Source organism: Candidatus Villigracilis proximus, assembly GCF_016717045.1.
In the GTDB taxonomy this organism is placed as follows: Bacteria; Chloroflexota; Anaerolineae; order Anaerolineales; family Villigracilaceae; genus Villigracilis; species Villigracilis proximus.
Window position 1 is genome coordinate 1 of sequence record NZ_JADJUO010000029.1, and the last position, 19,734, is coordinate 19,734.

The 19,734-nt window shown below is 49.4% G+C and carries 31 protein-coding genes; 11 read left to right on the forward strand and 20 right to left on the reverse strand.

Features of this window, described 5'->3' with window-relative positions; all coding sequences use genetic code 11:
- The 8 genes from IPL71_RS22825 to IPL71_RS22855 all read right to left on the reverse strand — a co-directional run.
- A partial coding sequence (locus IPL71_RS22825) for a hypothetical protein (protein WP_345325632.1) occupies positions 1 to 183 on the reverse strand: 183 nt, incomplete at its 3' end.
- A gap of 5 nt (positions 184 to 188) precedes the next feature.
- A complete protein-coding gene (locus IPL71_RS22830; RefSeq protein ID WP_345325634.1) occupies positions 189 to 482 on the reverse strand; it encodes a hypothetical protein in 294 nt (97 codons plus the stop codon).
- Positions 483 to 566: 84 nt separating this feature from the next.
- Positions 567 to 1,043 carry an anti-sigma factor family protein gene (locus tag IPL71_RS22835; protein ID WP_345325636.1) on the reverse strand — a complete coding sequence of 159 codons (477 nt, stop codon included), beginning with the start codon at positions 1,041 to 1,043 and terminating at the stop codon, positions 567 to 569.
- Positions 1,044 to 1,131: 88 nt separating this feature from the next.
- Positions 1,132 to 1,329: an RNA polymerase sigma factor gene (locus tag IPL71_RS22840; RefSeq protein ID WP_345325638.1), complete on the reverse strand. Its 198-nt coding sequence runs from the start codon at positions 1,327 to 1,329 to the stop codon at positions 1,132 to 1,134.
- The gene (locus IPL71_RS26280; protein ID WP_514130849.1) at positions 1,326 to 1,499 is read right to left on the reverse strand and encodes a hypothetical protein; all 174 of its coding nucleotides are present in this window, start codon (positions 1,497 to 1,499) and stop codon (positions 1,326 to 1,328) included. Before IPL71_RS26280 ends, IPL71_RS22840 begins: the two co-directional genes overlap by 4 nt.
- Positions 1,421 to 1,594 carry a hypothetical protein gene (locus tag IPL71_RS22845; protein ID WP_345325640.1) on the reverse strand — a complete coding sequence of 58 codons (174 nt, stop codon included), beginning with the start codon at positions 1,592 to 1,594 and terminating at the stop codon, positions 1,421 to 1,423. The genes IPL71_RS26280 and IPL71_RS22845 overlap by 79 nt, the downstream gene beginning before the upstream one ends.
- 59 nt (positions 1,595 to 1,653) lie before the next feature.
- The gene (locus tag IPL71_RS22850; RefSeq protein ID WP_345325641.1) at positions 1,654 to 1,917 is read right to left on the reverse strand and encodes a hypothetical protein; all 264 of its coding nucleotides are present in this window, start codon (positions 1,915 to 1,917) and stop codon (positions 1,654 to 1,656) included.
- 470 nt (positions 1,918 to 2,387) lie between these two features.
- Positions 2,388 to 3,674: a hypothetical protein gene (locus IPL71_RS22855; RefSeq protein ID WP_345325643.1), complete on the reverse strand. Its 1,287-nt coding sequence runs from the start codon at positions 3,672 to 3,674 to the stop codon at positions 2,388 to 2,390.
- Between the two features lie 122 nt (positions 3,675 to 3,796).
- Here IPL71_RS22855 and IPL71_RS22860 point away from each other — a divergent pair, with 122 nt between their 5' ends.
- Complete coding sequence (locus IPL71_RS22860) at positions 3,797 to 3,934, forward strand: hypothetical protein (protein ID WP_345325645.1); 138 nt, start codon at positions 3,797 to 3,799, stop codon at positions 3,932 to 3,934.
- Here IPL71_RS22860 and IPL71_RS22865 read toward each other — a convergent pair.
- Complete coding sequence (locus IPL71_RS22865) at positions 3,931 to 4,137, reverse strand: hypothetical protein (protein WP_345325647.1); 207 nt, start codon at positions 4,135 to 4,137, stop codon at positions 3,931 to 3,933. The genes IPL71_RS22860 and IPL71_RS22865 overlap by 4 nt on opposite strands.
- A gap of 302 nt (positions 4,138 to 4,439) precedes the next feature.
- Between IPL71_RS22865 and IPL71_RS22870 the strand changes: the two genes are divergently transcribed.
- The 3 genes from IPL71_RS22870 (at position 4,440) to IPL71_RS22880 (ending at position 6,396) form a co-directional block, all read left to right on the forward strand.
- Positions 4,440 to 4,901 carry a hypothetical protein gene (locus tag IPL71_RS22870; protein WP_345325649.1) on the forward strand — a complete coding sequence of 154 codons (462 nt, stop codon included), beginning with the start codon at positions 4,440 to 4,442 and terminating at the stop codon, positions 4,899 to 4,901.
- Between the two features lie 114 nt (positions 4,902 to 5,015).
- Complete coding sequence (locus IPL71_RS22875; protein WP_345325650.1) at positions 5,016 to 5,453, forward strand: DUF2721 domain-containing protein; 438 nt, start codon at positions 5,016 to 5,018, stop codon at positions 5,451 to 5,453.
- A 127-nt stretch (positions 5,454 to 5,580) separates the two neighbouring features.
- Entirely contained in the window at positions 5,581 to 6,396 is an 816-nt protein-coding gene (locus IPL71_RS22880) for a histidine kinase dimerization/phospho-acceptor domain-containing protein (protein ID WP_345325651.1), read from the forward strand.
- Positions 6,397 to 6,454: 58 nt separating this feature from the next.
- Here the strand turns inward: IPL71_RS22880 and IPL71_RS22885 are convergent, their stop codons facing one another.
- Together IPL71_RS22885 and IPL71_RS22890 are read right to left on the reverse strand one after the other, a co-directional pair.
- Positions 6,455 to 9,679: a PAS domain S-box protein gene (locus IPL71_RS22885; protein WP_345325653.1), complete on the reverse strand. Its 3,225-nt coding sequence runs from the start codon at positions 9,677 to 9,679 to the stop codon at positions 6,455 to 6,457.
- A complete protein-coding gene (locus IPL71_RS22890) occupies positions 9,676 to 10,686 on the reverse strand; it encodes a PAS domain S-box protein (RefSeq protein WP_345325654.1) in 1,011 nt (336 codons plus the stop codon). Before IPL71_RS22890 ends, IPL71_RS22885 begins: the two co-directional genes overlap by 4 nt.
- A 269-nt stretch (positions 10,687 to 10,955) precedes the next feature.
- On the opposite strand from IPL71_RS22890, the gene IPL71_RS22895 reads away from it, so the two are divergent.
- The 3 genes from IPL71_RS22895 (at position 10,956) to IPL71_RS22905 (ending at position 12,911) form a co-directional block, all read left to right on the forward strand.
- Positions 10,956 to 11,312, forward strand: coding sequence for a dihydroneopterin aldolase (locus IPL71_RS22895; protein WP_345325655.1), 357 nt, complete (start codon positions 10,956 to 10,958; stop codon positions 11,310 to 11,312).
- A gap of 145 nt (positions 11,313 to 11,457) precedes the next feature.
- Positions 11,458 to 12,252, forward strand: a complete 795-nt coding sequence (locus IPL71_RS22900) for a LysM peptidoglycan-binding domain-containing protein (RefSeq protein ID WP_345325656.1) — start codon at positions 11,458 to 11,460, stop codon at positions 12,250 to 12,252.
- A gap of 287 nt (positions 12,253 to 12,539) precedes the next feature.
- Positions 12,540 to 12,911 carry a hypothetical protein gene (locus tag IPL71_RS22905; protein WP_345325658.1) on the forward strand — a complete coding sequence of 124 codons (372 nt, stop codon included), beginning with the start codon at positions 12,540 to 12,542 and terminating at the stop codon, positions 12,909 to 12,911.
- Positions 12,912 to 12,978: 67 nt separating this feature from the next.
- Here the strand turns inward: IPL71_RS22905 and IPL71_RS22910 are convergent, their stop codons facing one another.
- Both IPL71_RS22910 and IPL71_RS22915 read right to left on the reverse strand, forming a co-directional pair.
- A complete protein-coding gene (locus IPL71_RS22910) occupies positions 12,979 to 13,638 on the reverse strand; it encodes a nucleotidyl transferase AbiEii/AbiGii toxin family protein (RefSeq protein ID WP_345325660.1) in 660 nt (219 codons plus the stop codon).
- Positions 13,626 to 13,910, reverse strand: a complete 285-nt coding sequence (locus IPL71_RS22915; protein WP_345325662.1) for a DUF6922 domain-containing protein — start codon at positions 13,908 to 13,910, stop codon at positions 13,626 to 13,628. Before IPL71_RS22915 ends, IPL71_RS22910 begins: the two co-directional genes overlap by 13 nt.
- A gap of 252 nt (positions 13,911 to 14,162) precedes the next feature.
- Here IPL71_RS22915 and IPL71_RS22920 point away from each other — a divergent pair, with 252 nt between their 5' ends.
- Both IPL71_RS22920 and IPL71_RS22925 read left to right on the forward strand, forming a co-directional pair.
- On the forward strand, positions 14,163 to 14,423 hold the full coding sequence (locus IPL71_RS22920; RefSeq protein ID WP_345325664.1) for a leucine-rich repeat domain-containing protein: 261 nt from the start codon (positions 14,163 to 14,165) through the stop codon (positions 14,421 to 14,423).
- 165 nt (positions 14,424 to 14,588) lie between these two features.
- Positions 14,589 to 15,362: an ADP-ribosylation factor-like protein gene (locus tag IPL71_RS22925; RefSeq protein WP_345325666.1), complete on the forward strand. Its 774-nt coding sequence runs from the start codon at positions 14,589 to 14,591 to the stop codon at positions 15,360 to 15,362.
- Positions 15,363 to 15,413: 51 nt separating this feature from the next.
- On the opposite strand, the gene IPL71_RS22930 is transcribed toward IPL71_RS22925, so the two are convergent.
- Positions 15,414 to 15,557 carry a hypothetical protein gene (locus tag IPL71_RS22930; RefSeq protein WP_345325668.1) on the reverse strand — a complete coding sequence of 48 codons (144 nt, stop codon included), beginning with the start codon at positions 15,555 to 15,557 and terminating at the stop codon, positions 15,414 to 15,416.
- Between the two features lie 5 nt (positions 15,558 to 15,562).
- Between IPL71_RS22930 and IPL71_RS22935 the strand changes: the two genes are divergently transcribed.
- Positions 15,563 to 16,300 (forward strand): COR domain-containing protein, encoded by a 738-nt coding sequence (locus IPL71_RS22935; RefSeq protein WP_345325670.1) that lies wholly within the window; start codon positions 15,563 to 15,565, stop codon positions 16,298 to 16,300.
- Between the two features lie 65 nt (positions 16,301 to 16,365).
- Here the strand turns inward: IPL71_RS22935 and IPL71_RS22940 are convergent, their stop codons facing one another.
- Positions 16,366 to 16,581 carry a hypothetical protein gene (locus tag IPL71_RS22940; RefSeq protein WP_345325672.1) on the reverse strand — a complete coding sequence of 72 codons (216 nt, stop codon included), beginning with the start codon at positions 16,579 to 16,581 and terminating at the stop codon, positions 16,366 to 16,368.
- A gap of 182 nt (positions 16,582 to 16,763) precedes the next feature.
- On the opposite strand from IPL71_RS22940, the gene IPL71_RS22945 reads away from it, so the two are divergent.
- Positions 16,764 to 16,955: a hypothetical protein gene (locus IPL71_RS22945; protein ID WP_345325674.1), complete on the forward strand. Its 192-nt coding sequence runs from the start codon at positions 16,764 to 16,766 to the stop codon at positions 16,953 to 16,955.
- Positions 16,956 to 17,396: 441 nt separating this feature from the next.
- On the opposite strand, the gene IPL71_RS22950 is transcribed toward IPL71_RS22945, so the two are convergent.
- The 5 genes from IPL71_RS22950 to IPL71_RS22970 all read right to left on the reverse strand — a co-directional run bounded on the left by IPL71_RS22950 (position 17,397) and on the right by IPL71_RS22970 (position 19,491).
- Positions 17,397 to 17,564: a class I tRNA ligase family protein gene (locus IPL71_RS22950; RefSeq protein ID WP_345325676.1), complete on the reverse strand. Its 168-nt coding sequence runs from the start codon at positions 17,562 to 17,564 to the stop codon at positions 17,397 to 17,399.
- Positions 17,565 to 17,780: 216 nt separating this feature from the next.
- Complete coding sequence (locus IPL71_RS22955) at positions 17,781 to 18,539, reverse strand: hypothetical protein (protein ID WP_345325678.1); 759 nt, start codon at positions 18,537 to 18,539, stop codon at positions 17,781 to 17,783.
- Positions 18,536 to 18,667: a hypothetical protein gene (locus IPL71_RS22960; protein ID WP_345325684.1), complete on the reverse strand. Its 132-nt coding sequence runs from the start codon at positions 18,665 to 18,667 to the stop codon at positions 18,536 to 18,538. The genes IPL71_RS22955 and IPL71_RS22960 overlap by 4 nt, the downstream gene beginning before the upstream one ends.
- A complete protein-coding gene (locus IPL71_RS22965) occupies positions 18,625 to 18,819 on the reverse strand; it encodes a hypothetical protein (RefSeq protein WP_345325680.1) in 195 nt (64 codons plus the stop codon). The genes IPL71_RS22960 and IPL71_RS22965 overlap by 43 nt, the downstream gene beginning before the upstream one ends.
- Before the next feature lie 474 nt (positions 18,820 to 19,293).
- Positions 19,294 to 19,491, reverse strand: coding sequence for a hypothetical protein (locus IPL71_RS22970; protein WP_345325682.1), 198 nt, complete (start codon positions 19,489 to 19,491; stop codon positions 19,294 to 19,296).
- Positions 19,492 to 19,734 lie beyond the last annotated feature (243 nt).

Consider the following 19,734-nt stretch of genomic DNA (forward strand, 5'->3'; position numbering starts at 1 on the left):
TGAATTACGTTGAAAGAATCCTAAAATAGCGGCGCCGATGCTGACGAAGCCAAGATAAGGCAATAAGAGGAACCAGCCCACGAATGGCAGGGCGCAGGCAAAACATAAAATTACGGCGCTCCAGATATTTCGCTTCCAAAGAGTTAAATCGGGGAAGATTCTTTCAGCAAAAACATTTACCATGCCTATTAAACCAAACTTAGCAGTACAGTGAGAAGCCCAAAATCACCAACGCGGGGAATGGTCAATATGCCTTTGACAAATGCGCCTGCATTTTTAGCAACCGAGAGCAACACAAAAGCGATCAAGCCGAAGAAGAGAAATTCACCATGCCCAAGCCAAAGGCACGGCCGGAGGTCTGGTTGATGATGTTTGCGATTTTCGTCACGGCTGGTGAAGAGTGCGCCGATCACGAGAAAATACGCGGCGAGGGTAATGGTGAGTGCGATGATGATGAAAAATATTCGAAAGATGTCGGTCATTGGTTTCTCCTAATGATGTGAGCGTACTCCAACGCGCTTCGACTGCGTTCCTCAAAGGATTCGTCGCTCCGCTCAGGGTGTGGTTTATTTAAATTTGATTTCGTAACAACAACCCATTCCCACCAGCCAGAGCATGGATGCCACAACCAGCGCAGACATCAGATACAAACTGGAGTTCAAACGGGATGGCAGGCAGGGTGGGCATTTTGAAACTGCGAGAGGATATTGAGTGAGGCTGTCCATTGATTTGTAATTGAACCAGACATTACTGAAGTTTGATAATCCAAAAGCCAACACTTGAATCACGAACGGCGCGGCGAGGATGATGGCGGTCAACGCGAATGCGGATTGCAGGATGACTGTCAGCGTGAGGAATTTTGGTAGTTGGGCTGGCAGGCTTGAGGTCCGCATGAACGGCGCGGCGAGGTCGCGGGTCAACTCTTGTTCGGGCAGTGAATCCAATTCGGCAAATAAATTTTGAAGCGTGGATAATCTCGCCGCGCATTCGTCGCATGAATCCAGATGCGATTCGATCTGCGCGTTCGTGAGTAGCTTCGTCAAGATATTCGTTGAGTTGATCTTCAGTTAGATGCATGGAGTTTCTCCGCTAAAATTTTGCGGGCGCGGAAGAGATGACTCTTCACATCGCTCAATGGGATTTTAATTCTGCTGCAATTTCTTCGTAGGATAGTTCCTGATAATGCCGCAGTTCGACGACTGCCCGATAATGCACCGGCAATGATGCGAGTGCCTGCCGAATCTGCTCGCTTCTCTCGCGGACCTCGTGAACTGCTTCAGGCAATTGGGCAGGATCAGCGTCCCGTTCATCGTCGAGTTCGGTGGTCACTTTTGAGACTCAAGATGATTTAAACACAGGTTGGCGGCCACCCGCCGAATCCACGGGCCGAACTCGCGTTCAATATCAAAGGTGGATGCGGTCAGGCGCGCGCTAAAAGATTCCTGAGCCAGTCTCCGGCTTCGCCGCGCTCGTAGAATGCGATAACAGACATTAAAGATACTGGTCTGGTAGCGCGTGACAAGTTGCCAAATGCCCCGCGCCCGTTGGCGTCACCGCGACGGGCTTGTAGAATCAGGTCGCGGTCTGTGGGCATAATCATGGCTAAAGTTTAATACAGGTTTGGGTGTGAAAAAGTTGCAGTGAAAAGTGAATTTAGACGAACTGATTCATGGCATTTGACAGTTCAAGAAATTCATTGCCCCAACCGTTTTCGATGGAAATTTCTTGAATACAGCCTGTTGGGGCAAATAAATAGCCGAGTCTTTTCTCATCAACCTTTCGGAAATTTTTTACCTTATCAAGTTCATCTTTGAGCTGTTTAATTATTTCTTCAACCGGCAGGGAACTCCAAAGTGAATCTTCAGAGCTTCCAAGGAAAAGAATGGTTTGTCCAAGTACTTTTTCCAGATTTTCCATTAGGCTTCTTGCACAAGTCTATTTTCTTCTGCTAATCTTCACTAAGAGATACGATTTTTTTAAATTCGTGCAAATTAGCGTGATTTCGTGGATAAGGTCTTTTATAACGCTATTTTACTTTTGCAAAATTATAAAAACAGGCCACGCTCTCGCGTGACCTGCAAATTTACTTCAAAAGGATTCTGTTCCAGTCAAGCATGGTCTTTAAGTGTTCCATGGGAACTTCGCCTTCAGGAACGAAGCCTACAAACGAGCGGTTGTATGTATCTTCGGGACCGTCGGAGAGATGCCAGTGCAGGGGCATTTTGAAAATACCCACAGCGGATGTGCCTTTGTCACCATCGGGTAGAGCGGTTTCGTAGGTGATGACCGTCATCCCGTCAACGGTTTCAGCGACTTCGGCAACAGTGGCTTCATGGATCCAGCGCAGCCATTGCTTTTGTTGAACTTTTTCCTTGGTGTCCGGTTTTTCAAATATGCGGGTACGGGTAACAGTATCTCCCCGCTGATAAACCCACGGAGTTGTTGCCGAGACAGGTTCCTTGCCTTTTTTCTGTACAGGCGATGCATTTGGATTTGAAAATGTATCTGGAAGTAAACCCATGCCAGATTTTGTCTTTACGGCTGTGGCGATCTGCCAGGCATTCCGGTTCCTTATCTACAAAACGCAGCCAGAGGATGCTCGCACCGGGGACGTCCTCTTTTTCTGAAACAGGCTTGGTATAAAACGGACGTGGTTCTCCGGTCAGTTTGTTTTCGGTTTCGTTGTTGAAATACCCCTTCGGTTTGGGAGTTAATCCGCCGGGAGGCAAATGTCCGCGAATGTGCTGGCAGTGTTCCGCGGTTTCGTTGCAGACCGCGCGGCTGACGATCAACTCGTGCGTGCGTCCATGCTCATCGCGCCAGGCGGAGGTGTCGTAGTTTTCCCACGCATCCATTACTGTGCGAATGTCACTCGCCTCTTGTGAGTTACGTGCGGCTTCCTCTTCAACGGTGAGTTTTTCCCAATTGGGGTCAGTGACATATTTGATACGTAACGGTGTGAGCTTAATGATCTCCTTCCATGCCCACTTGGGAAAAGTATCCTTCATGGCTTCGATCTTCGTCAGCGCTTCTTCGGTGGTCAGCGAGCGGACGTCGTAATTGGCTTCTTCCATTAGCAATGCAGAAATGCCGGCACGGCGGGTCTTCGGTCCATTGGCTTTCACGCTGAGCATGTGCAGGGCGGCTTTGTCCTTCCACTCTTTCTCAGGGGCACTGGCCAGCTTGGGGATGTTGGACCCTGTACCGGCTTCGTAAGCTGCGATCTTTTCCTTGCAGAGTGCGTCGACAGCGGCGTCATCCAATGCTTTGATCTTCTTTTGCAGGTCTGCTGCGCCGAGTCGAATGATCAAATCTTTGGGGTCAGCCCATGAACCATGCGCGCTGGCGTAGCGCATTCCTGAAAAATGGACAACCATATATTGCAGCCAATATGGGTATCGTTGTGGTTCCTTCTTAAAACGCTGATGGATTTCCTCCATCAACTCAGGTTGTTTCTTATTTTCCAGTGAAGCCTTGTACTCTTCGGCTTTCCACATGGCAATATCTTTAACTGTAACGGGTTGATCCGGTTTGTATTCGACAAGAAACTCCGCTTCAGACGGCTCGAAGTTTGGGTCGTTTTTAGACAGTTTATACCAGGCGAGTTTACGCTGTTCGATCTTGTCATAAGTCGCGAGGAATGCGCGCAATTGATCGAGTTCCCGTTCGGCCATCGCCAGCGTGGAACTTTCCTTTTGCTTAATTCTTCTGTCTCAATGGTTCGTTTGGGATGTTCGGGAGCCATCACTTCAAGGCGGCGCTTTCTGGATTTAACCCAGTCACGGTGCATGTTGCGATGATTTACCCAATATTGGATCTGGCCTTCCACAAAACTTTTTTCCCCGCGAATATCCTTGGGCCAGCTTTGAATGAACAGAGCATGGAAGTTATTGATCTCGGTCAGTTCGGCCTCGTCCACGGGCTTGAACTTTAGATAATTTCGCGCACATCTTTTGTTGAAAAATATCCGCGCAGAGAGGAATAGGATTTATACGCGCCAATCGCCGCCAGTTCCTGAGCCTTGGTGTAGGCATCCACTTCTGTTTTGAGCGATGCAATATCCTTATCCTTGTATTGCTTCCAAATATCGATCTCCATGTAATACAGGAGAAAGTCACGCAATTTCGGTTCGCGCATGGGATAAATGGTGCCTGCATAACACTTCATTCTGCCATTGGAAATAATTTGGTTCAGCCATGATATGCTCCTTAAGATATTGGTTATTTAAACAATAACAATATAGGAATAAATTATATCCGATTCTTTTGCCATTCAATCACGTCCGTACATGCCAGTCTGCATCAACTGCTCAAAAAGCGCATGAAATATGTACGCTCATAAACAAATCATTTCCTCCTGTACATTGGAACGCACAAGTACCGATCTTAAAATTAACAGTAAAATACAGTCAACTTATATCCTACAAGAAAAGAGAAACGATGTTGGAAAATAAAGAGCTATATTTGAAGAGTACTATTTTTGGCGCCTTGCTTGGGATGGGGTTCGGTGTTGCACTGGGAGCTGCGACCGGCGCTTTGAGTGTCACCTGGGTTGGCGTTCGGTTTGGCGCTATTGCCGGAGGTTTGCTGGGCATGTTGACCGGCGCCTTAACCGGGGCTCTCACTGTGCGTATTGCCGGGCGGACGGGCGGGGTGAGCACCGGCGCGTATACGGGAATGTTATTTGGCGCGGTGTTTGGCGGTGTGCTGGGAATTTTCATTCCCGCTTCTTTTCGCGCAAGTGTGGCAACTTTTCACGTGCTGATCCTTGATGTCTTAACGCAGGGTGGATTTGAAACCGGGGTTCTTTTAAGTTTTTTGCTTTCGTGTATTGCCACGATGGTGGGCGCATGGGTCAGTGGACGAAATCTCCAGGTCCGTGATTTTACAAAAACGTCCTAGGAACTCACACTTACGAAGGAATGTAACCTGTTGTAGTGATTAATGTTCCTGCTCTTTGTATCGTATTAATGATACAAAGAGCAGCTTGTATTTAATTTATCGAGGAGATATACAATGACTTCCATTCAAGAATTAATTCCCGTATTACAAATTTCCATTGGACCTGTGATCTTGATCTCAGGCGTTGGCTTGCTTTTATTGAGTATGACCAATCGTCTGTCACGGGTGATTGAGCGGGCCAGGACTCTGCTTGCTGTGTCTGAAACAGTTTCGGGCCGTGTCCAGAAGCGTGTCCTTGCCCAGATCGATATCCTGTGGGTGCAGGCGCGTTTGATCCGCTTATCCATTTTGATGGCGTCCACGAGTTTGTTGAGCGCAGCTTGTTTGATCATCGCCCTGTTTATTACGGCTTTGTTCAAACTAGAGGATGCCTGGCTGATCAGCGCCCTGTTTGTGACCTGTCTGCTTTCGTTGATCGGGTCATTGCTGGCTTTTATAACGGATATTAATCGTTCGCTTACTGCGTTCAAGGTTGAATTGTATGATCGTTAATAAATGCCTGCCGATGTAGTAAAAATAAGCTTGTCATTTCCAGCGGATATCGAAAATATCCTTATTGCCATCCGGCTATGCTATACTCTCGTGAAATTATTCATCTCTTTTACAAGGCTTGAACTTTATGGAAAAAACCATTATTGAGATTCCAACTGAATTATTGCAGGCGGCAAAGATAACCCCTGAGGAAGTCAAAACGCAGCTGGCAATTCGCTTGTATCAGATCCATAAATTAAATGAAGAGCAAGCCAGCGCTCTGGCCGGAGACACAACTGCCATTGAATCTCTGATTTGGAATCATCAGGCAGCGGGGCATTTCGATCTTGATGAGTTTTTATCCTGGGCTTCTCATGATTTAAAGACGCCGCTCAATGCCATTATTGGTTTTACCAAGATCGTTATCAAAGGCATGGATGGGCCGATTAATGAGATGCAAAAAACGGACTTGACCACCGCTTTCAACGGAAGTCAGCGGATGCTGACTCTGCTTACCAATCTGGTGGAAATGGCACACTTGAATAACGGGGATATTGTTCTTTTTCGCAAATCATATAATCTGGCCGATCTACTTAAAGATGTTGCCAGTCAATGGGAGACAAAGAATCCCGGACTGTCTCTAACGCCCAATATTATGATTGATATGCCGAATGCCAGCGTGGATGAAACCCGCATGAGTCAGGCGGTCTCCAATTTATTGACCTATGCTGCGATCCGTGTGACGGAAGGAGCTTTGTCTCTTTCTGCCAAAGATGACGAGCAAGAGTTCAAGATCAGCATTCAGAGCGCAGGGAAGAAATCGCGTGATAAATCCGAGATGGACTCGGCAATGTATAACTTCATCTGCTCGGCATTGATCAAATTACACGGCGGTCAAATGGACGAACCGCGGGAAACCGAAGACGGATTGTTATTAAGTTTTTCACTGCCAAGAATGGTGTAACTTAACAAAACAACGCCCCTCATTACATGAGGGGCGTTGTTTTGTTAAACAGTGTATGTTATTGCAGTTTGTATCCCCGGGCTTCGAGGAATATCTTTGCAACCTGTGGATCAAAATGTTGACCAGCCTGCTCCTGAATGTAACGATAAACTTCCTCTTGCGGCCACGCAGCGCGGTAGGGACGGTCGGATGTGAGTGCGTCGAAGACATCCACTACGCTGAATAAGCGGGCGGAAAGCGGGATATCTTCACCTTTGAGTCCGCGCGGATAGCCGCTGCCGTCCCATTTTTCATGATGACAGTAGGATATCTCCAGCGCATTTTTTAAATATGAAATTGGAGAAAGCATTTGGTGCGCGTATGTGGGGTGCATTCGCATGATCTCCCATTCGCTTTGTGTAAGCGGACTGTTTTTGAGCAGGATCGAATCAGGGACTCCCATTTTGCCGATATCATGGAGCAGCGAGCCGCGCCAGAGGTTCTGTTTTTCCGTATCTTCCATTCCCATTTTTTCGGCCAATTCCAAAGCCATTTTTGTGACGCGCTGCGTGTGACCTTCTGTTTCCCGGTCGCGCAGGTCGAGTGCGCGTGACCAGCCTTCGATGGTGGCGTCGTAGGCGAGTTTGAGTTCGGCATTGGAACGCTGTAAATTTTCAAGCAGGGATGCGCTTTCGATTGCGATGGCGGCTTGCGTGGCGAGGGTTTCAAAATAGTTGATCCATTCGGGGTCGGGGTCAACTGTGTTTCGATGGAAAAGTTCAAGCACGCCTTTAATTTGTCCCTTGACCACCAGCGGGGTGGCATAGTGTGCGGTAAATGTTTCATCAGCCAACAGCGAGGAGCGGCTGAAAATACCAGGTGCCAGTTTCAGGTTGGGGCAGGATACGGTTCTATATTCCAGGGCGGCTGTTCCTGCGCATCCTTCCCCAATTTTGACGTGTGAGTGTTCAATGTTGCGGGTTTTGAATCCGATTCCGGCGGCGTAATCCAGCGTGTGCGTGATGGGATCTAATAAGAGAATGCTGGCCGCATCCATTTCAAGTTCGTTCTTTACGTTGTTGAGGATCACATTCAGTGTGACGTTTGAGTCAAAGTTGCTGCTGATGGCAAGATCGATCTGATGTAAGGCGATCAGATGATGCAGCTGCATCTCGGTTTGTTCATGGAGGATGATGCGGTGGATCGCATTGGCGGCGATATCGGCAATTGCGGCCAGCAGACGCAGGTCCTGATCTGTAAGATCGATCTGGCGCGCGATCCATAATGCGCCGATGGCACGTTCCTGTGCCACCAGGGGGACAGATGCCAGGCAGTGAGACTCACCGAGCAGGTCAGGGCGGTAAAAGAGTGCGTCGCTTTCTGCGCGGTTGTTTAAGTAGGGCTTTTTATTTGTGATCACCCAGTTGCACACGCCCTGCCCCGGCGGAATGTGCAGGCCGGCCATTCTTTCGGCGACACTGCCGCGTCCCATTTCGTCAATGAAGCCGCCGGTCTGCGGATTGGGCAGCACCAGCATGACTCCATCTGCTTTGAAGAGTTCAATCAATTGATCGAGGATCACATTTAGAATTTCAGCTCTGGTAACTGCCTGACGCAAAGCTGCACTAACTGTGAGGATGGCTTTCTGTTCGCGTTCATATTTTTTGCGTTCTGTAATATCCCGTGCAATGATCTGAATGGACTGTCGTCCCTGGTATTGAAACGGGACAGCCGCCACCTCCACATCAACAGATGTGCCATCCAGCCTGAGAAATTTTTCCTCTACAAACGGGACCGGCATATTGTTTGTCAGCATATCGTGGATGCGCTTTTGAGCGAGCAGACGTGAATCTGGATGTATGAAATCCTGAGTGGGTCTGCCGAGTATTTCCGCTTCACTTTTTGCGCCCATCAGTTGCACATTGGCCGGGTTGGTGAAGACGACCAATCCCTGGCTGTGAATACCGATCGCATCAGGGGAGAGTTCCACGAGACGACGATAGCGCTCTTCGCTTTCCTGCAGATCACGATAGGCCAGCAGACTGGTGAGTGCATCACTCAGCCGCCTGCTGATCTCCTGAAAGAGTCTTTCCTCCTCCTGATTCCAGATGCGTGGACGGGAACATTGATGTAAGCCAAACGACCAGGGCTTGCCGATCTTTGGATAAAAAGCCATGGTAATTATAGATTGAACGTTGAATCCTTTTTCCATTTCCAGTGGAACCGGGTGTTCCTCGCCCGCTCCAAATTTTACCGGTCCATCTGTGTTTCTTAAGATGCGGTATACATTGGCACCGGCCGGTTCCATTGGAAGTTCGATGCCCAGCGGAAGCACACCGGGATATTCAGGCCGGGTGCGTTCCATGGGCACCTGCCATGTCTCGGCATCCGGGTCACATGGATAGACCAGCCAGGCACGGTCGCAGTCAAAGATCGAAAGCAGGATATCCAGAACATCGCTCATCATTTGCTGAAAATCATTTGTTGCCTGAATGGCGCGGTTGACGTGGTCCATGTTTTTCAGGAAGCGCAGATAAGCCCGGCGTTCTTCCTCGGCGCGTTTTTTTTCAGTGATGTCGCGGATGATGCCCCGATAGGATGAGATCGTGCCCGTTTCATCCTTGACGGCTGTCAGAGAACAATGGGTGATCATGGTCTCACTGTTCTTTCTTTTGACCTCCACCTCATATTCCGCACTGTTTCCACTGTTGACTAATTTGAGTATGCGCTGCCGGTCTTCCGGGCGGGCGTAAACATCTGTTGCGAGATTAAGAGACTGCATCTCTTCCATTGAGTCATAACCGAACATCTCAACCCCTTTTCGATTCATATCGAGGATCTTCCCCGCAGGAGATGTGATGAAAAGCCCGTCAAAGGATTCTTGATAGAGAGTCCGGTATTTCTCTTCGCTATTTTGCAGCGCCTCTTCCCAAAGTTTTTTTTCAGTAACATCATGTGTCAGAGATGCGATGCAAAAGCCCGCCTCTGTTTTGACCGGGAAAACGGTCTGCTGAAGATAATGCTTTTCCCTGTTCTGTTGAGCGTTGATCTCCACTTCCATCGGCTGCGTAAACATGGGAGACTCGCCGGTCTTTAAAGCCTCAAGAATGGCTGATTTAAGATATTCACGGCGTTGAGGTGTTTTCCGCTCAGCGGCCGTGAGTTCCGACACAATATCCCAGAACGGTTTCCCGATCACATCTTTGCGCGCGAGGCCGGTCATTTTCTCATAGGATTGATTCCACTCGATCACGCCGCCCTGTTCATCAACCAGTATGATTCCTTCCGCTGATTGTTCGATCACAGCGCGGAATTTTCCTCGCTTTCACGCAGCGCCTGCCCGGCCTGTTTACGCTCAGTAAACAGCCGCAGACGATCCAGCGCAGCCGCCAGGTGACTTGCCAGCGCTTTGAGATAGTCGCTCTCCATGGCCGTTGGCGGACGCACGCCCTCATCACCAAAACTCCCGGTACCGATCGTTCCCAAATGTCTGCCCAGCAAAATGATGGGGATATTAACAATGGTACGGCTCCCCAATTTCTCCACGATCTTTTTATCGGTGCGTTCATCTGTCCGCGCATCTTCGACCACAATGATCTCTCTGACCGCCGCGATCTCTTCGAGCATCCGATCCCCTTTGATGGTAAGCAATGCCACCTCTTCGTTATCAATCACTGCTTTTTCCTGAGCTCCGCTGGCAAGCAGCGCCTTGAAATGTTGCCTGTCTTCGGTCAACAGATAAACCCATAGATTTTGATACCCAATAATGTCCTGCACTTCTTCGCGTGCAGCTTGCAGCACTTCGCCGTAGGTCTGCGCGCGTTCAAGATTTCTGGAGAGTTGAAGCAATGACTGTGAATGTCTCTCGCGTTCGTGTAATGTCTCTTCGACCTGCTTGCGCTCGGTCAGATCTATAAAGGTGATCAGGTGTTTTTTGCCGATGGATGAAAGACGGAACTCAACATAACGGCGCGCGCCGTCCTTGCAGACAACGCTTGCCTCCATGGCTTCAACCCGGCCATGGGATCTTTCGACCTTTGCACTCCAGCGCGCTTTGATCTCCTCCCTATATGTTTCATCGGGATAGGCCAGCGGCCACCAACTTGCCACATTCGGTATGTCTTCTGTGGTGTAGCCGAATAGCTCGGTAAATCTGTTATTAATCGATTCAACGCGCTCGTCAGCCCCCGAAGAGACAACAATTGCCACGGGCAGTGCTTCGATCATTTGCCTGACCTGATGTTCGCTTTCCCATAATTGTTGATGGGGCGCCCTCTTCCCTAAGGGATTGTTCTGATTTGGCCTGCGCATGAAAACCTCCGAACGAAATATACATCTCAAATCCTTTCAATTTGGGAATACAACTTATTGTGACATAATTATTGTTGATTTACCACTGACGTTTATACCTAAAACACCGACATTAATTTGCAGTCTTCCGCGATGATACAATTTTGGGGATCGGATGAAGGCCCCGCATCAAGCGGACCTCAAGCCTGGGCGCTGCCCTCAATCCTTTTCAGCGCTGACGGAGTTTCCCGGTCTATTTTTGCGAACCCGAAAAATTTACAGGAGCCTGCATGGATAAAACTTTTATCAAAGACCTGCTTGTGCGCGGCATTATTGGAATTCGAGATTGGGAGCGAGTCACGCCGCAGGATATTCTGATCAACGTAACTGTTTTCAGTGACATCACCCGCGCCGCGCAGACCGATGACATTGCCTACTGTGTGGATTACAGCGCGCTGGCGAAGAAAATTCAGTCTCATGCCGAGACCGCCGCGAGATTAACTGTGGAGGCGCTGGCCAATGACCTTGCAGAAATTTGTTTGCTGGAAAACGGCGTGACGAAAACAATTGTCCGCGTGGAGAAGCCGGGGGCGGTGCGCTTCGCCAGATCGGTGGGCGTGGAGATCGAACGCAGCCGCGTAGACTGAAAACTGTCAGCCGGGGAAAAGCTCCTTTGTTTTTCCGGGCAGGCGTCAGGTTGGATGGGATGCGTGGTTTACATCCAGTACTGATTGATGATTGCCATTCATTTCTTTTTGTCTTATCATGTTACTAGTGTTAAGGAGAAGAACCATGTCACATAAAACTTTTGTTCAAGTCTCTGTCTTGTTTCTGTTTGCTCTTTCCCTGTTGTCGGCTCCGCTCGTTGTGCAGGCTGGCGGAGTCTGCGGCGGGGCGTACACGGTGGGACAGGGCGAGACCCTCGAGTCGATCGCCGCGACCTGCGGCACGACTGTCGCTGCGATCATGGCCGCCAACCCCGGCATCAGCACGACAGTTTCTATAGGCCAGGTGTTGACCGTGCCCGGAAGCAATTATGGAACTTCGGTTACGCCTGTGCCCGTCACACCAGTACCCGCCACACCAGTACCTGCCACGCCCGTGCCGGCGGTGGTTAATAATTATTACAACACATACAATTACTATAATTCGCCCGTCAGTTATGGCGGTACTTACACGGTGCAGGTCGGTGATACGTTTTCTGCGATCGCCGCTCGATATGGGGTGAGTGTGAATGAGTTGTGGGCACTCAACCCGTATATTCAAAATATCAATTTGCTGTATGTAGGGCAGGTCATTTATATCCCCACATCCGGCGGGACTTATCCCTACTATCCGGTGACTGCCACCGCCGAGCCGGTTCCGCTTTCGTATGGCAAGGTTCCGTATGGCAGCCCGGTCGGGAAAGTTAAATTATTGCCCAATACCAGTTCCGATATTTATGTTTCATTGCAAGGCACCACCAGAGACGGCATTAACGTCATCCATGAATATCCGGTCAACGATTCGATGACGGTCAAGATCCCTTGCCGGCTGGTACACCTACGTGGCCTGGGTGGGCGGAATGAAATTCACCGGCCAATTTAATCTCGGTGATGGTTCAGATCACACCATTATGTTCTACGATAACAAGGTGGATTGTGCAGTAAAGTTGAGGTGATAAATTAACGCAAGTTGCCACCCATAAAAATTCTACCGCAGAGACGCAGAGGACACAGAGAAAAAGCCATTAAAACTCCGCGAAATCCGTGGCAAAGGTCTTGGATTTCTTGGCATGGTAACAACTTGAGTTAAATTAATAAAACACGTCCGCGAGTTTAGTTTCGCGGACGTGTTTTATTATGTGTCATGTGATTGCGGGTAAAATGTGTTTTATGAATACGCCTTCCAAAGCCTCCCGTTTTATTTTGTATGCTGTAAAGGCGTTTTCGATCTTCTTTACGCTGCTGTTCGTGCTGATCCAATTCGTGCCGATCACAGACGAAGCGAACGGGGAAGGCGGGTGGTGCTCGCCATACCTTGGAGCACCCGTCGGGCTGGGACATTCCGCCTTCGACATGCGCCTGCACGGATTCCCCTACCCGTTTGTGACGGTTATTACTGAAAAATGTTTTGAAGCGCGTGAAACCCGTTACGAATGGTCACCGATCGGCATCGGCGTGGAAAGTTTACTGCTGGCGCTGCTGACGTATCCGCTTTGGGCGGGGAGATTGAAGAAGCAAAAAGAGCAATTTCCACCCAAATAATTCAAATTGACTTTACAACTTAATACAAAACGTCCGCGAGAAAATTTTGTCTCGCGGACGTATACGTTTATGGCTGATCAAACCATTGATCCCCCAGTGCTTTTGCTTGTTCAATAAAGTATTTTTTTAGTTCGTCCCATGATAAATCTATAAACATGGCTGGTTGAATATCCCGGTCTCCATTTTCAAAAAGTACCATGCTTTCAATTGCCATGATGGCAAAATCACGTAGTTGGGGATATTTCTTCCTGCCGGCTTCGAGCAAATCAACAAGTGGAATGTGTTGGGAAATCACATAAACGTCATAGAAATCTTTTCGACTTCCCCGCCCGATCAGCGCATCCAATTTCATTAATCCAATATCCAATGGCGCAGCCAGGGCTACATCCTCAATAGTTTGAACGGGTTGTAATAGTTTGTATCCATAACTAAAAAAACCAACATGAATATTTTGAACAAGCATGAGCAGGTTGCCGTCTACATTTTCAATGACCTGACCATTTTTGCCTTCAAATGCTTTTATGATCTCGTATCGTGTTCTGTCGTGAACCTCATCTTTTTCCGAGAAAAAATCAAGATCAATGGAAAGGCGGTGCCCCATTTGCAAAGCAAGTGCTGTGCCTCCTGCCAAATAAAAGCGACTTGAAAATTCTGCTGACCTATGAAGGCCAATAGAGACTTGATTTCTGGGGTAACTGTTCCAATGTGGTGATTTCAATATGCCCATGCAGTTTTCTTCTTTATAGGTTGAGGAGGAATGTCAAACAGCACACACCAAAGGTTGTATCTTCTTCTGGATAGTAAACGTGCGCCATCTTGTTTCACCCAATGGATAAGTCTTTCTTTGCCATATGTTTTAAACAACCAGCGGACTTCGCTTCTATCCCCGTACGCCAGAATACGCCCGATCACCAACACACTGTGCTGATCTGCCTTTAGCATGGAAAAGTTATATTCCTGAAAAAATGGAGCCGTGGATAAAGGGATTTGCGCAGTCATTTTTCAATTATAAACCAGCTACATACAGTTTGTTTTCTTATTGCAAACTATTGAGAGTAAAATATACCCAATGACTCCAATAATCGCCCGCTATTTGGAGAAAAAGCAACACGTTACGAAGTAGAAAAGAAACATCTTAACCATGATTTTACGGATTACAGGATGACCACGATTAGAAATCCTGTAATCCAAAACATTAATCATGGACATCAAGCAAATCAGGAAAATCACGGTTAAGACAAAGAGGTTCCCATGCCAAAAGACAAAGCATATCAACTAGCCGAACAAAAAATCCAACAAGCCCTGCAATCGGGCGCAACGGAACTTAACCTCAGCAACATGAAGTTAACCGAATTGCCACCCGCGCTGGGACAACTCACGCAGTTGACAAAACTGAATCTCTCCAACAACAAACTGACGAACGAACTGACGACACTGCCAGACTCGCTGGGACAACTCACGCAGTTGCAGACGCTGAACATTTACGAAACGACCTTTCCAGCGTGGCTATGAAACGTTGGGTAATCTAAAAATTTAAATGTGATTCCAGTTTGGCTCCATTTTGGAAAAAAATCCCTTGGCGAAAATACCTGAATGGATCGAAATCTTACAAAAATTCATATATTTCAGTTTTGATGGAGAAGAAATTCAAACTTCTACCTGATTGGATTGGTGAACTTGATTAATCTGAAACAATACCTATTATGGCAAAAGCCAACTGACCGATCTTCCTCCCTCGCTTATCTTGAGAATTTGAAAGAACTCGACCTCAAAGACAATCCCCTCAATCCTGCGCTGCAAAGCGCATACGACGCTGGTCTGGACGAAGTCAAAGCCTACCTGCGCAGTCTCGAAAACGCCGAGCCGCTCTACGAAGCCAAACTCGTGCTGGTCGGTGAAGGCAATGTTGGCAAGACCACTCTGCTCAAAGCCCTCAAAGGACCGCAGACTACGGAAGGCGATGGACCGCGGGAAGGCGAACCGACGACGCATGGCGTGGAGATTGATATTCACGGGTTGAACTGCCCCACCTCAGAGAAAGACGGCGTCGAGATCCAACTCAATGCCTGGGACTTTGGCGGGCAGGATGTCTACCGCGTCACGCACCAGTTCTTCTTCAGCCGCCGTTCGCTCTACCTGCTGGTCTGGGAGCCGCGCCGCGGCGTTCAGCAATGTCAGGTGGAAGATTGGCTGAATATGATCCGCTTGCGAGTGGGGGATGAAGCGCGTGTCATCATCGTTTCCACGCACAGCAAATCAGGCGAACACATCGCGCGCATTGACCAACCCGTTTTCAAACAGCAATATGGCGAGATGATCGTTGGCTTTCATGAAGTGGATAGCCTCTTCCTCGATGAATCCACAGGTGAAATGGTCGGCATCGCCGAATTGAAAAAGTCATCGCCGCAGAAGCGCCAAACTGGAACATGTGGGGATGCCATTCAATCTTAACTGGAAAGCCGCCCGGATGAATTGATCGCCCGTGACGAACCTCATATCTCTTTATGCAACATTTGCAGAAACCTGTGCCGCGCCATAACTTGAGGAGATCGACACGACAACCTTGGCCGAGATATGCACGACCTCAGCTACATCGTCCACTATAGCGAGGATGAAAACTGCGCGACGACGTAGTTCTGAAGCCACAATGGTTGGCCAAAGCCATTGGCTTCGTGCTCGAAGACCGCGCCACGGCTGAAAGCGAAGGCATCCTGCCCGATAAACATTTGTATGAAGTCTGGCACGATCATCAATTCAAAGACGAACCACGCTACACGTCCGATCTTTATCCATTCTTCCTGCGCCTGATGGAAAAATACGACGTCTCGTATCGTTTACCCGAAGAGCGCAAAGCAAGTTTAGTGGCTCAACATGTGCCGCAGATACGACCCGAACTGCCGTGGTTACCAGAAAAAGAAACGCCTCAAGACCAACGCCGCATCGCCATGATCTGCGCCATGGAAGAAGACCCGCCCGGTCTCGTCCCGTGGATGATCGTCCGCACGCATGATTATTCAGTTGAGGAAGGTAATCATCATCTACATTGGCAAAAAGGCATGTTCCTCGATCACGGCACACACGGTCAAGCCATGCTGGAACAACGCGGGCGCGAATTTCATGTTTATACACAGGGAGATTGGCCCCAATACTTTATGACAATCCTCCAGCACACTCTTGAAAAACTCATCAAGGATAATTGGCCTGGTCTGGCAGACCGCTATCGTTTTACTATTCCCTGCCCCGGCAAAAAAGATGGAAGACCTTGCGGGACGATTTACATGAAGGCGTTGCAAGAGTTTTTAGCCGAAGGCGACGCGACTGTCCGCTGTCAGAAGCTTTCGGTAATATGTCAATTTCAATTGTTGATGGGCTTTGAAGAACGCCGATAGGGCATTACCAACTGCGGGAAATCAAAGAACAACTCACAGGCATGGACAGTCGCATCGCCAATTACTTACATAGCAACCATGCGCGCCATCGCCGACGAGGCCAAAGACGGTCCGCGCCTGTTTACTCTCCGCTCGCGTGAGGCGGTCTTTCGCCGAAGCAAATCTTTTCCGTCCAATGGAAGTGCAATTTGGTGCCGGAAGCGGAAGGATGTCAACACCCTGTCATCAAGATCAGGCAAAGCGTTTACACCATCGATCAACCGTATGAATGGGTCAAACAAGTTGCGCCATATCCAAACACAGTGTTGAAAATCCTCGCCCCGGTCGCTCCTGTCGCCGGCCCCGCTATTGACCTCTTCTTTGGTCGAGACAAAACCAAAACGCGCTGGACATTGACCGTCATTTGGATTACGCAAATGCCGTCCCTCAGTCAACTCCCAGATGAACTCAAGCAAAAAGATCGATGGCGCGACTCCCCGGAAAAATGCTCAGCGAACCCGGAACGCTCATCCTTGCCCTGCGTAGTTTCCTGGAAACGAAGTTGATTCCACGCAAGCCAAACTCGGTCTGCGCCGTGTCCACCTACACCGGTGATTACCGCTGGCTGTGTAAACATCCACTACGACGCATGGCTGCCGAACATTCCCAGATGTAAGTTTAAGCAAACGGGTGAAATCAGAACCTCGAAAGATTTGGTTGCTGCCCAAAAAGAAGTGACAGCTTCGGACTCAAATCGACCGGAAATTCTCTGCGCAGACTGTGAACTCCGGGCACGAAAGTCTCGCGACTCACAGCGAGCCTTAATCTCTACTTCCTAATTTCCTTAACCCACTCCACAATACCCCGACCAACTTCCGGTATTGATACGATCTGCTTTCGGTTCTACCTACCTTCCAAAAACTTCTGCACGGTCTCACTCGCCAGCGCCGACGGGTTGATCTCGTCTTCGGTGGCTTCGGCTGGGACAATGACTCTATCACGCACCTTACCCGGTTGATCTGAACGGGCAGTCCGATGGGATCTTCTTTTGTGGCACCTTCATCCACGGTCGGCCAGGAGTTGGGTATGGATCGAATACAGCTTGCCCAACTGTGACCTACAATTCCTCGGCGATGTGCGGCGTGATGGGAGCCATCATCTTCAAATAGATTTCGACCGCTTCGTTCCAATCCTGCGAGCCGACTGCGCCGGCTTCACGCGCCTTGTACATTTCGTTCATCAATTCCATCACGAGGAAATGATCGTATTGATTTAAAATTATCAAGTCAAGTCGTCACCTTGCGCAAAGTCTGGTGAACCTTGCGGCGCAGATTCCCCGTCACCTCAGCAGAGGCAGTTGTCAGTTGAGTCGGATCGGTGAATAAAGTCCACACGGCGCCCAACACAGCGCCTTCAATACCTTATGAGTCCCAGGGCGCGCCCATTTCCCAACGTGCAAAGAACATGATATAAGCGCGCACACTGTCTGCGCCGTATTTATTCACCAAAACATCCGGCGTGTCACGTTGCCCTTACTCTTCGACATCTTATCGCCGTCTTCGCCCAGCACCATGCCTTGATTACGCAAGTGCATCATCGGCTCATCGCCTTTGACAATGCCCGCGTCACGCGGCGCCTTGTGGAAGAAGCGTGTGTAGAGCAAATGCATGGTGGCGTGTTCAATACCGCCCGTATGACGAATCAACGGGCATCCAGTACTCGTATTCGGCAGGTCAAACGGACCCTGATCAAATTTGGGTGACAGATAACGCAAGTGATACCACGACGGGCACATGGGGGTGTCCATCGTATCGGTCTCGCGTGTGGCGGGACCGTTACCCAAGACCGGGCGGGTGGTGTTCTTCCAGGTCGGGTGCGGCTTCAACGGGCTTTCACCGGTCGGTCGCCACTCCACATCCTCAGGCAGTTCCCGGGGGTTGGTCATCGGGCACGGGGTTCCAGCCGTGAATTTCTGAGAATTGACCATCGGGATCGGCGCGCCCCAATAACGCTGACGGCTGATCACCAATCGCGATAACGTAGTTGAGTGAAACTCTTTCCCAATTCCTGCGGTCTCGAGCCAGTCAATGACCCGCTGATGGATGGATTCTTGCGGCCTTTTTTCTGTGTTGACTGGTGTGCCGTTGAAGAAGTCACCTGAGTTGATCATGACGCGGACCGACATAAGCGGCTTCATGGTTTCACTTTTCGCTTCCGGGCTGCGCTCCGGGCTGGATGACCAGTACGATGGGCAGTTCATGCTGGCAAATACAAAATCGCGCTCGTCATGCCCAGCACCGCCATAATTGCGCCTGTGCCGTAAGACATCATGACATAATCCGCGGTCAAAATCGGAATGCGTTCCTGATTAACAAGGGTTGATGGCATACGCGCCCGTGAACGCCCGTCTTTTCCCCCTTCACTGCGGCGCGTTGGATCTCTGTTTGACGCGCTGCCTGCGCTTTATATTCTGTGACTGCGGCTTTATTATCAGGCGCGGTGATCTTATCGACCAATGGATGTTCGGGCGAGAAGACCATGAAGGTCGCGCCCTGACAACGCGTATCAGGACAGTGGTAAAGACCGGGATCATCACTTGAAGATTCGGGTGTGGGGCCGTCTTCTGCGCCCTACCTTTTTCCTGAATTCCCCGAGTTTTCCTTCAACCGGATTCCCAATCCAAACGGAAGGACACTTCCGCGCCTTCGAGCGGTCCGATCAAGTTGTTTGCAAAGTCTTGACCGTTTGCGGCCAATCAATGCCGTCGAACTTCAACAACTCATCGGCATATTTGTGGCTTTGAAGAACCACTGATCCAAATTTTCTTGATGACGGGCGTGCCGGCGTTCGCAATGACGGTCATCACCCCAGACCTGTTCACGGGCCAAAGTGGTATTGCACTTCGGGCACCGGTCCACGGCCGACATTTGCGATAGGCCAGTCCGGCTGCCGACAACTGGATGAAAGAACCCATCAGTCCACTAGTAATATTCAGGAGAAGCCCGGAAACCGCCTCACGTTCCCAGTCCAGACATCCGCCCATCAAACGCATCTGACTGCTTTATCCGCTCGATGTTTTGGAAGGTGCGCTTCATGGGATGAATGCCGTCCTTGATCGCCTGCATTTTCTGCCAACGGGCGAGACCGAAAGTATCAGATCCCATCGAGGAACTGGACGTTATATCACGCATGCGCATGTAACGCGCGCGCATCAGACAAGGGTCATCGCATACGGTGACCGATGTGCGGGACACCACTGGGAGTAAAGACGACATGGTCAGCGAGTAATGTTTTTGGGCTTGCTATCGCTCGATCCCGCGGAGCGATACAGCTGGTCTGCTTATCCATTTATCCTGCCACTTCTTTTCAATGGTCTGTAGAGGGTAGGATTTGTCCTGACGCGGTTTTTCATCTTTAGCCTGAGTCTCTTCCGCTGCCACGATCGCCTTTGGTTT

Bases quoted from the DNA above. Each gene is read 5' to 3' on its own strand.
- IPL71_RS22880 (WP_345325651.1), top strand. From the start codon at position 5,581: ATGGAAAAAACCATTATTGAGATTCCAACTGAATTATTGCAGGCGGCA.
- IPL71_RS22855 (WP_345325643.1), bottom strand. From the start codon at position 3,674: ATGGCCGAACGGGAACTCGATCAATTGCGCGCATTCCTCGCGACTTAT.
- IPL71_RS22865 (WP_345325647.1), bottom strand. From the start codon at position 4,137: ATGCGCGAACCGAAATTGCGTGACTTTCTCCTGTATTACATGGAGATC.
- IPL71_RS22915 (WP_345325662.1), bottom strand. From the start codon at position 13,910: ATGACTGCGCAAATCCCTTTATCCACGGCTCCATTTTTTCAGGAATAT.
- IPL71_RS22900 (WP_345325656.1), top strand. From the start codon at position 11,458: ATGTCACATAAAACTTTTGTTCAAGTCTCTGTCTTGTTTCTGTTTGCT.
- IPL71_RS22905 (WP_345325658.1), top strand. From the start codon at position 12,540: ATGAATACGCCTTCCAAAGCCTCCCGTTTTATTTTGTATGCTGTAAAG.
- IPL71_RS22970 (WP_345325682.1), bottom strand. From the start codon at position 19,491: ATGCGCGCGCGTTACATGCGCATGCGTGATATAACGTCCAGTTCCTCG.
- IPL71_RS22965 (WP_345325680.1), bottom strand. From the start codon at position 18,819: ATGGTCTTCTCGCCCGAACATCCATTGGTCGATAAGATCACCGCGCCT.
- IPL71_RS22875 (WP_345325650.1), top strand. From the start codon at position 5,016: ATGACTTCCATTCAAGAATTAATTCCCGTATTACAAATTTCCATTGGA.
- IPL71_RS22945 (WP_345325674.1), top strand. From the start codon at position 16,764: ATGGCGCGACTCCCCGGAAAAATGCTCAGCGAACCCGGAACGCTCATC.
- IPL71_RS22895 (WP_345325655.1), top strand. From the start codon at position 10,956: ATGGATAAAACTTTTATCAAAGACCTGCTTGTGCGCGGCATTATTGGA.
- IPL71_RS22860 (WP_345325645.1), top strand. From the start codon at position 3,797: ATGATTTACCCAATATTGGATCTGGCCTTCCACAAAACTTTTTTCCCC.
- IPL71_RS22845 (WP_345325640.1), bottom strand. From the start codon at position 1,594: ATGCCCACAGACCGCGACCTGATTCTACAAGCCCGTCGCGGTGACGCC.
- IPL71_RS22955 (WP_345325678.1), bottom strand. From the start codon at position 18,539: ATGAACTGCCCATCGTACTGGTCATCCAGCCCGGAGCGCAGCCCGGAA.
- IPL71_RS22870 (WP_345325649.1), top strand. From the start codon at position 4,440: ATGTTGGAAAATAAAGAGCTATATTTGAAGAGTACTATTTTTGGCGCC.
- IPL71_RS22920 (WP_345325664.1), top strand. From the start codon at position 14,163: ATGCCAAAAGACAAAGCATATCAACTAGCCGAACAAAAAATCCAACAA.
- IPL71_RS22910 (WP_345325660.1), bottom strand. From the start codon at position 13,638: ATGGGCATATTGAAATCACCACATTGGAACAGTTACCCCAGAAATCAA.
- IPL71_RS22830 (WP_345325634.1), bottom strand. From the start codon at position 482: ATGACCGACATCTTTCGAATATTTTTCATCATCATCGCACTCACCATT.
- IPL71_RS22850 (WP_345325641.1), bottom strand. From the start codon at position 1,917: ATGGAAAATCTGGAAAAAGTACTTGGACAAACCATTCTTTTCCTTGGA.
- IPL71_RS22960 (WP_345325684.1), bottom strand. From the start codon at position 18,667: ATGCCATCAACCCTTGTTAATCAGGAACGCATTCCGATTTTGACCGCG.
- IPL71_RS22890 (WP_345325654.1), bottom strand. From the start codon at position 10,686: ATGCGCAGGCCAAATCAGAACAATCCCTTAGGGAAGAGGGCGCCCCAT.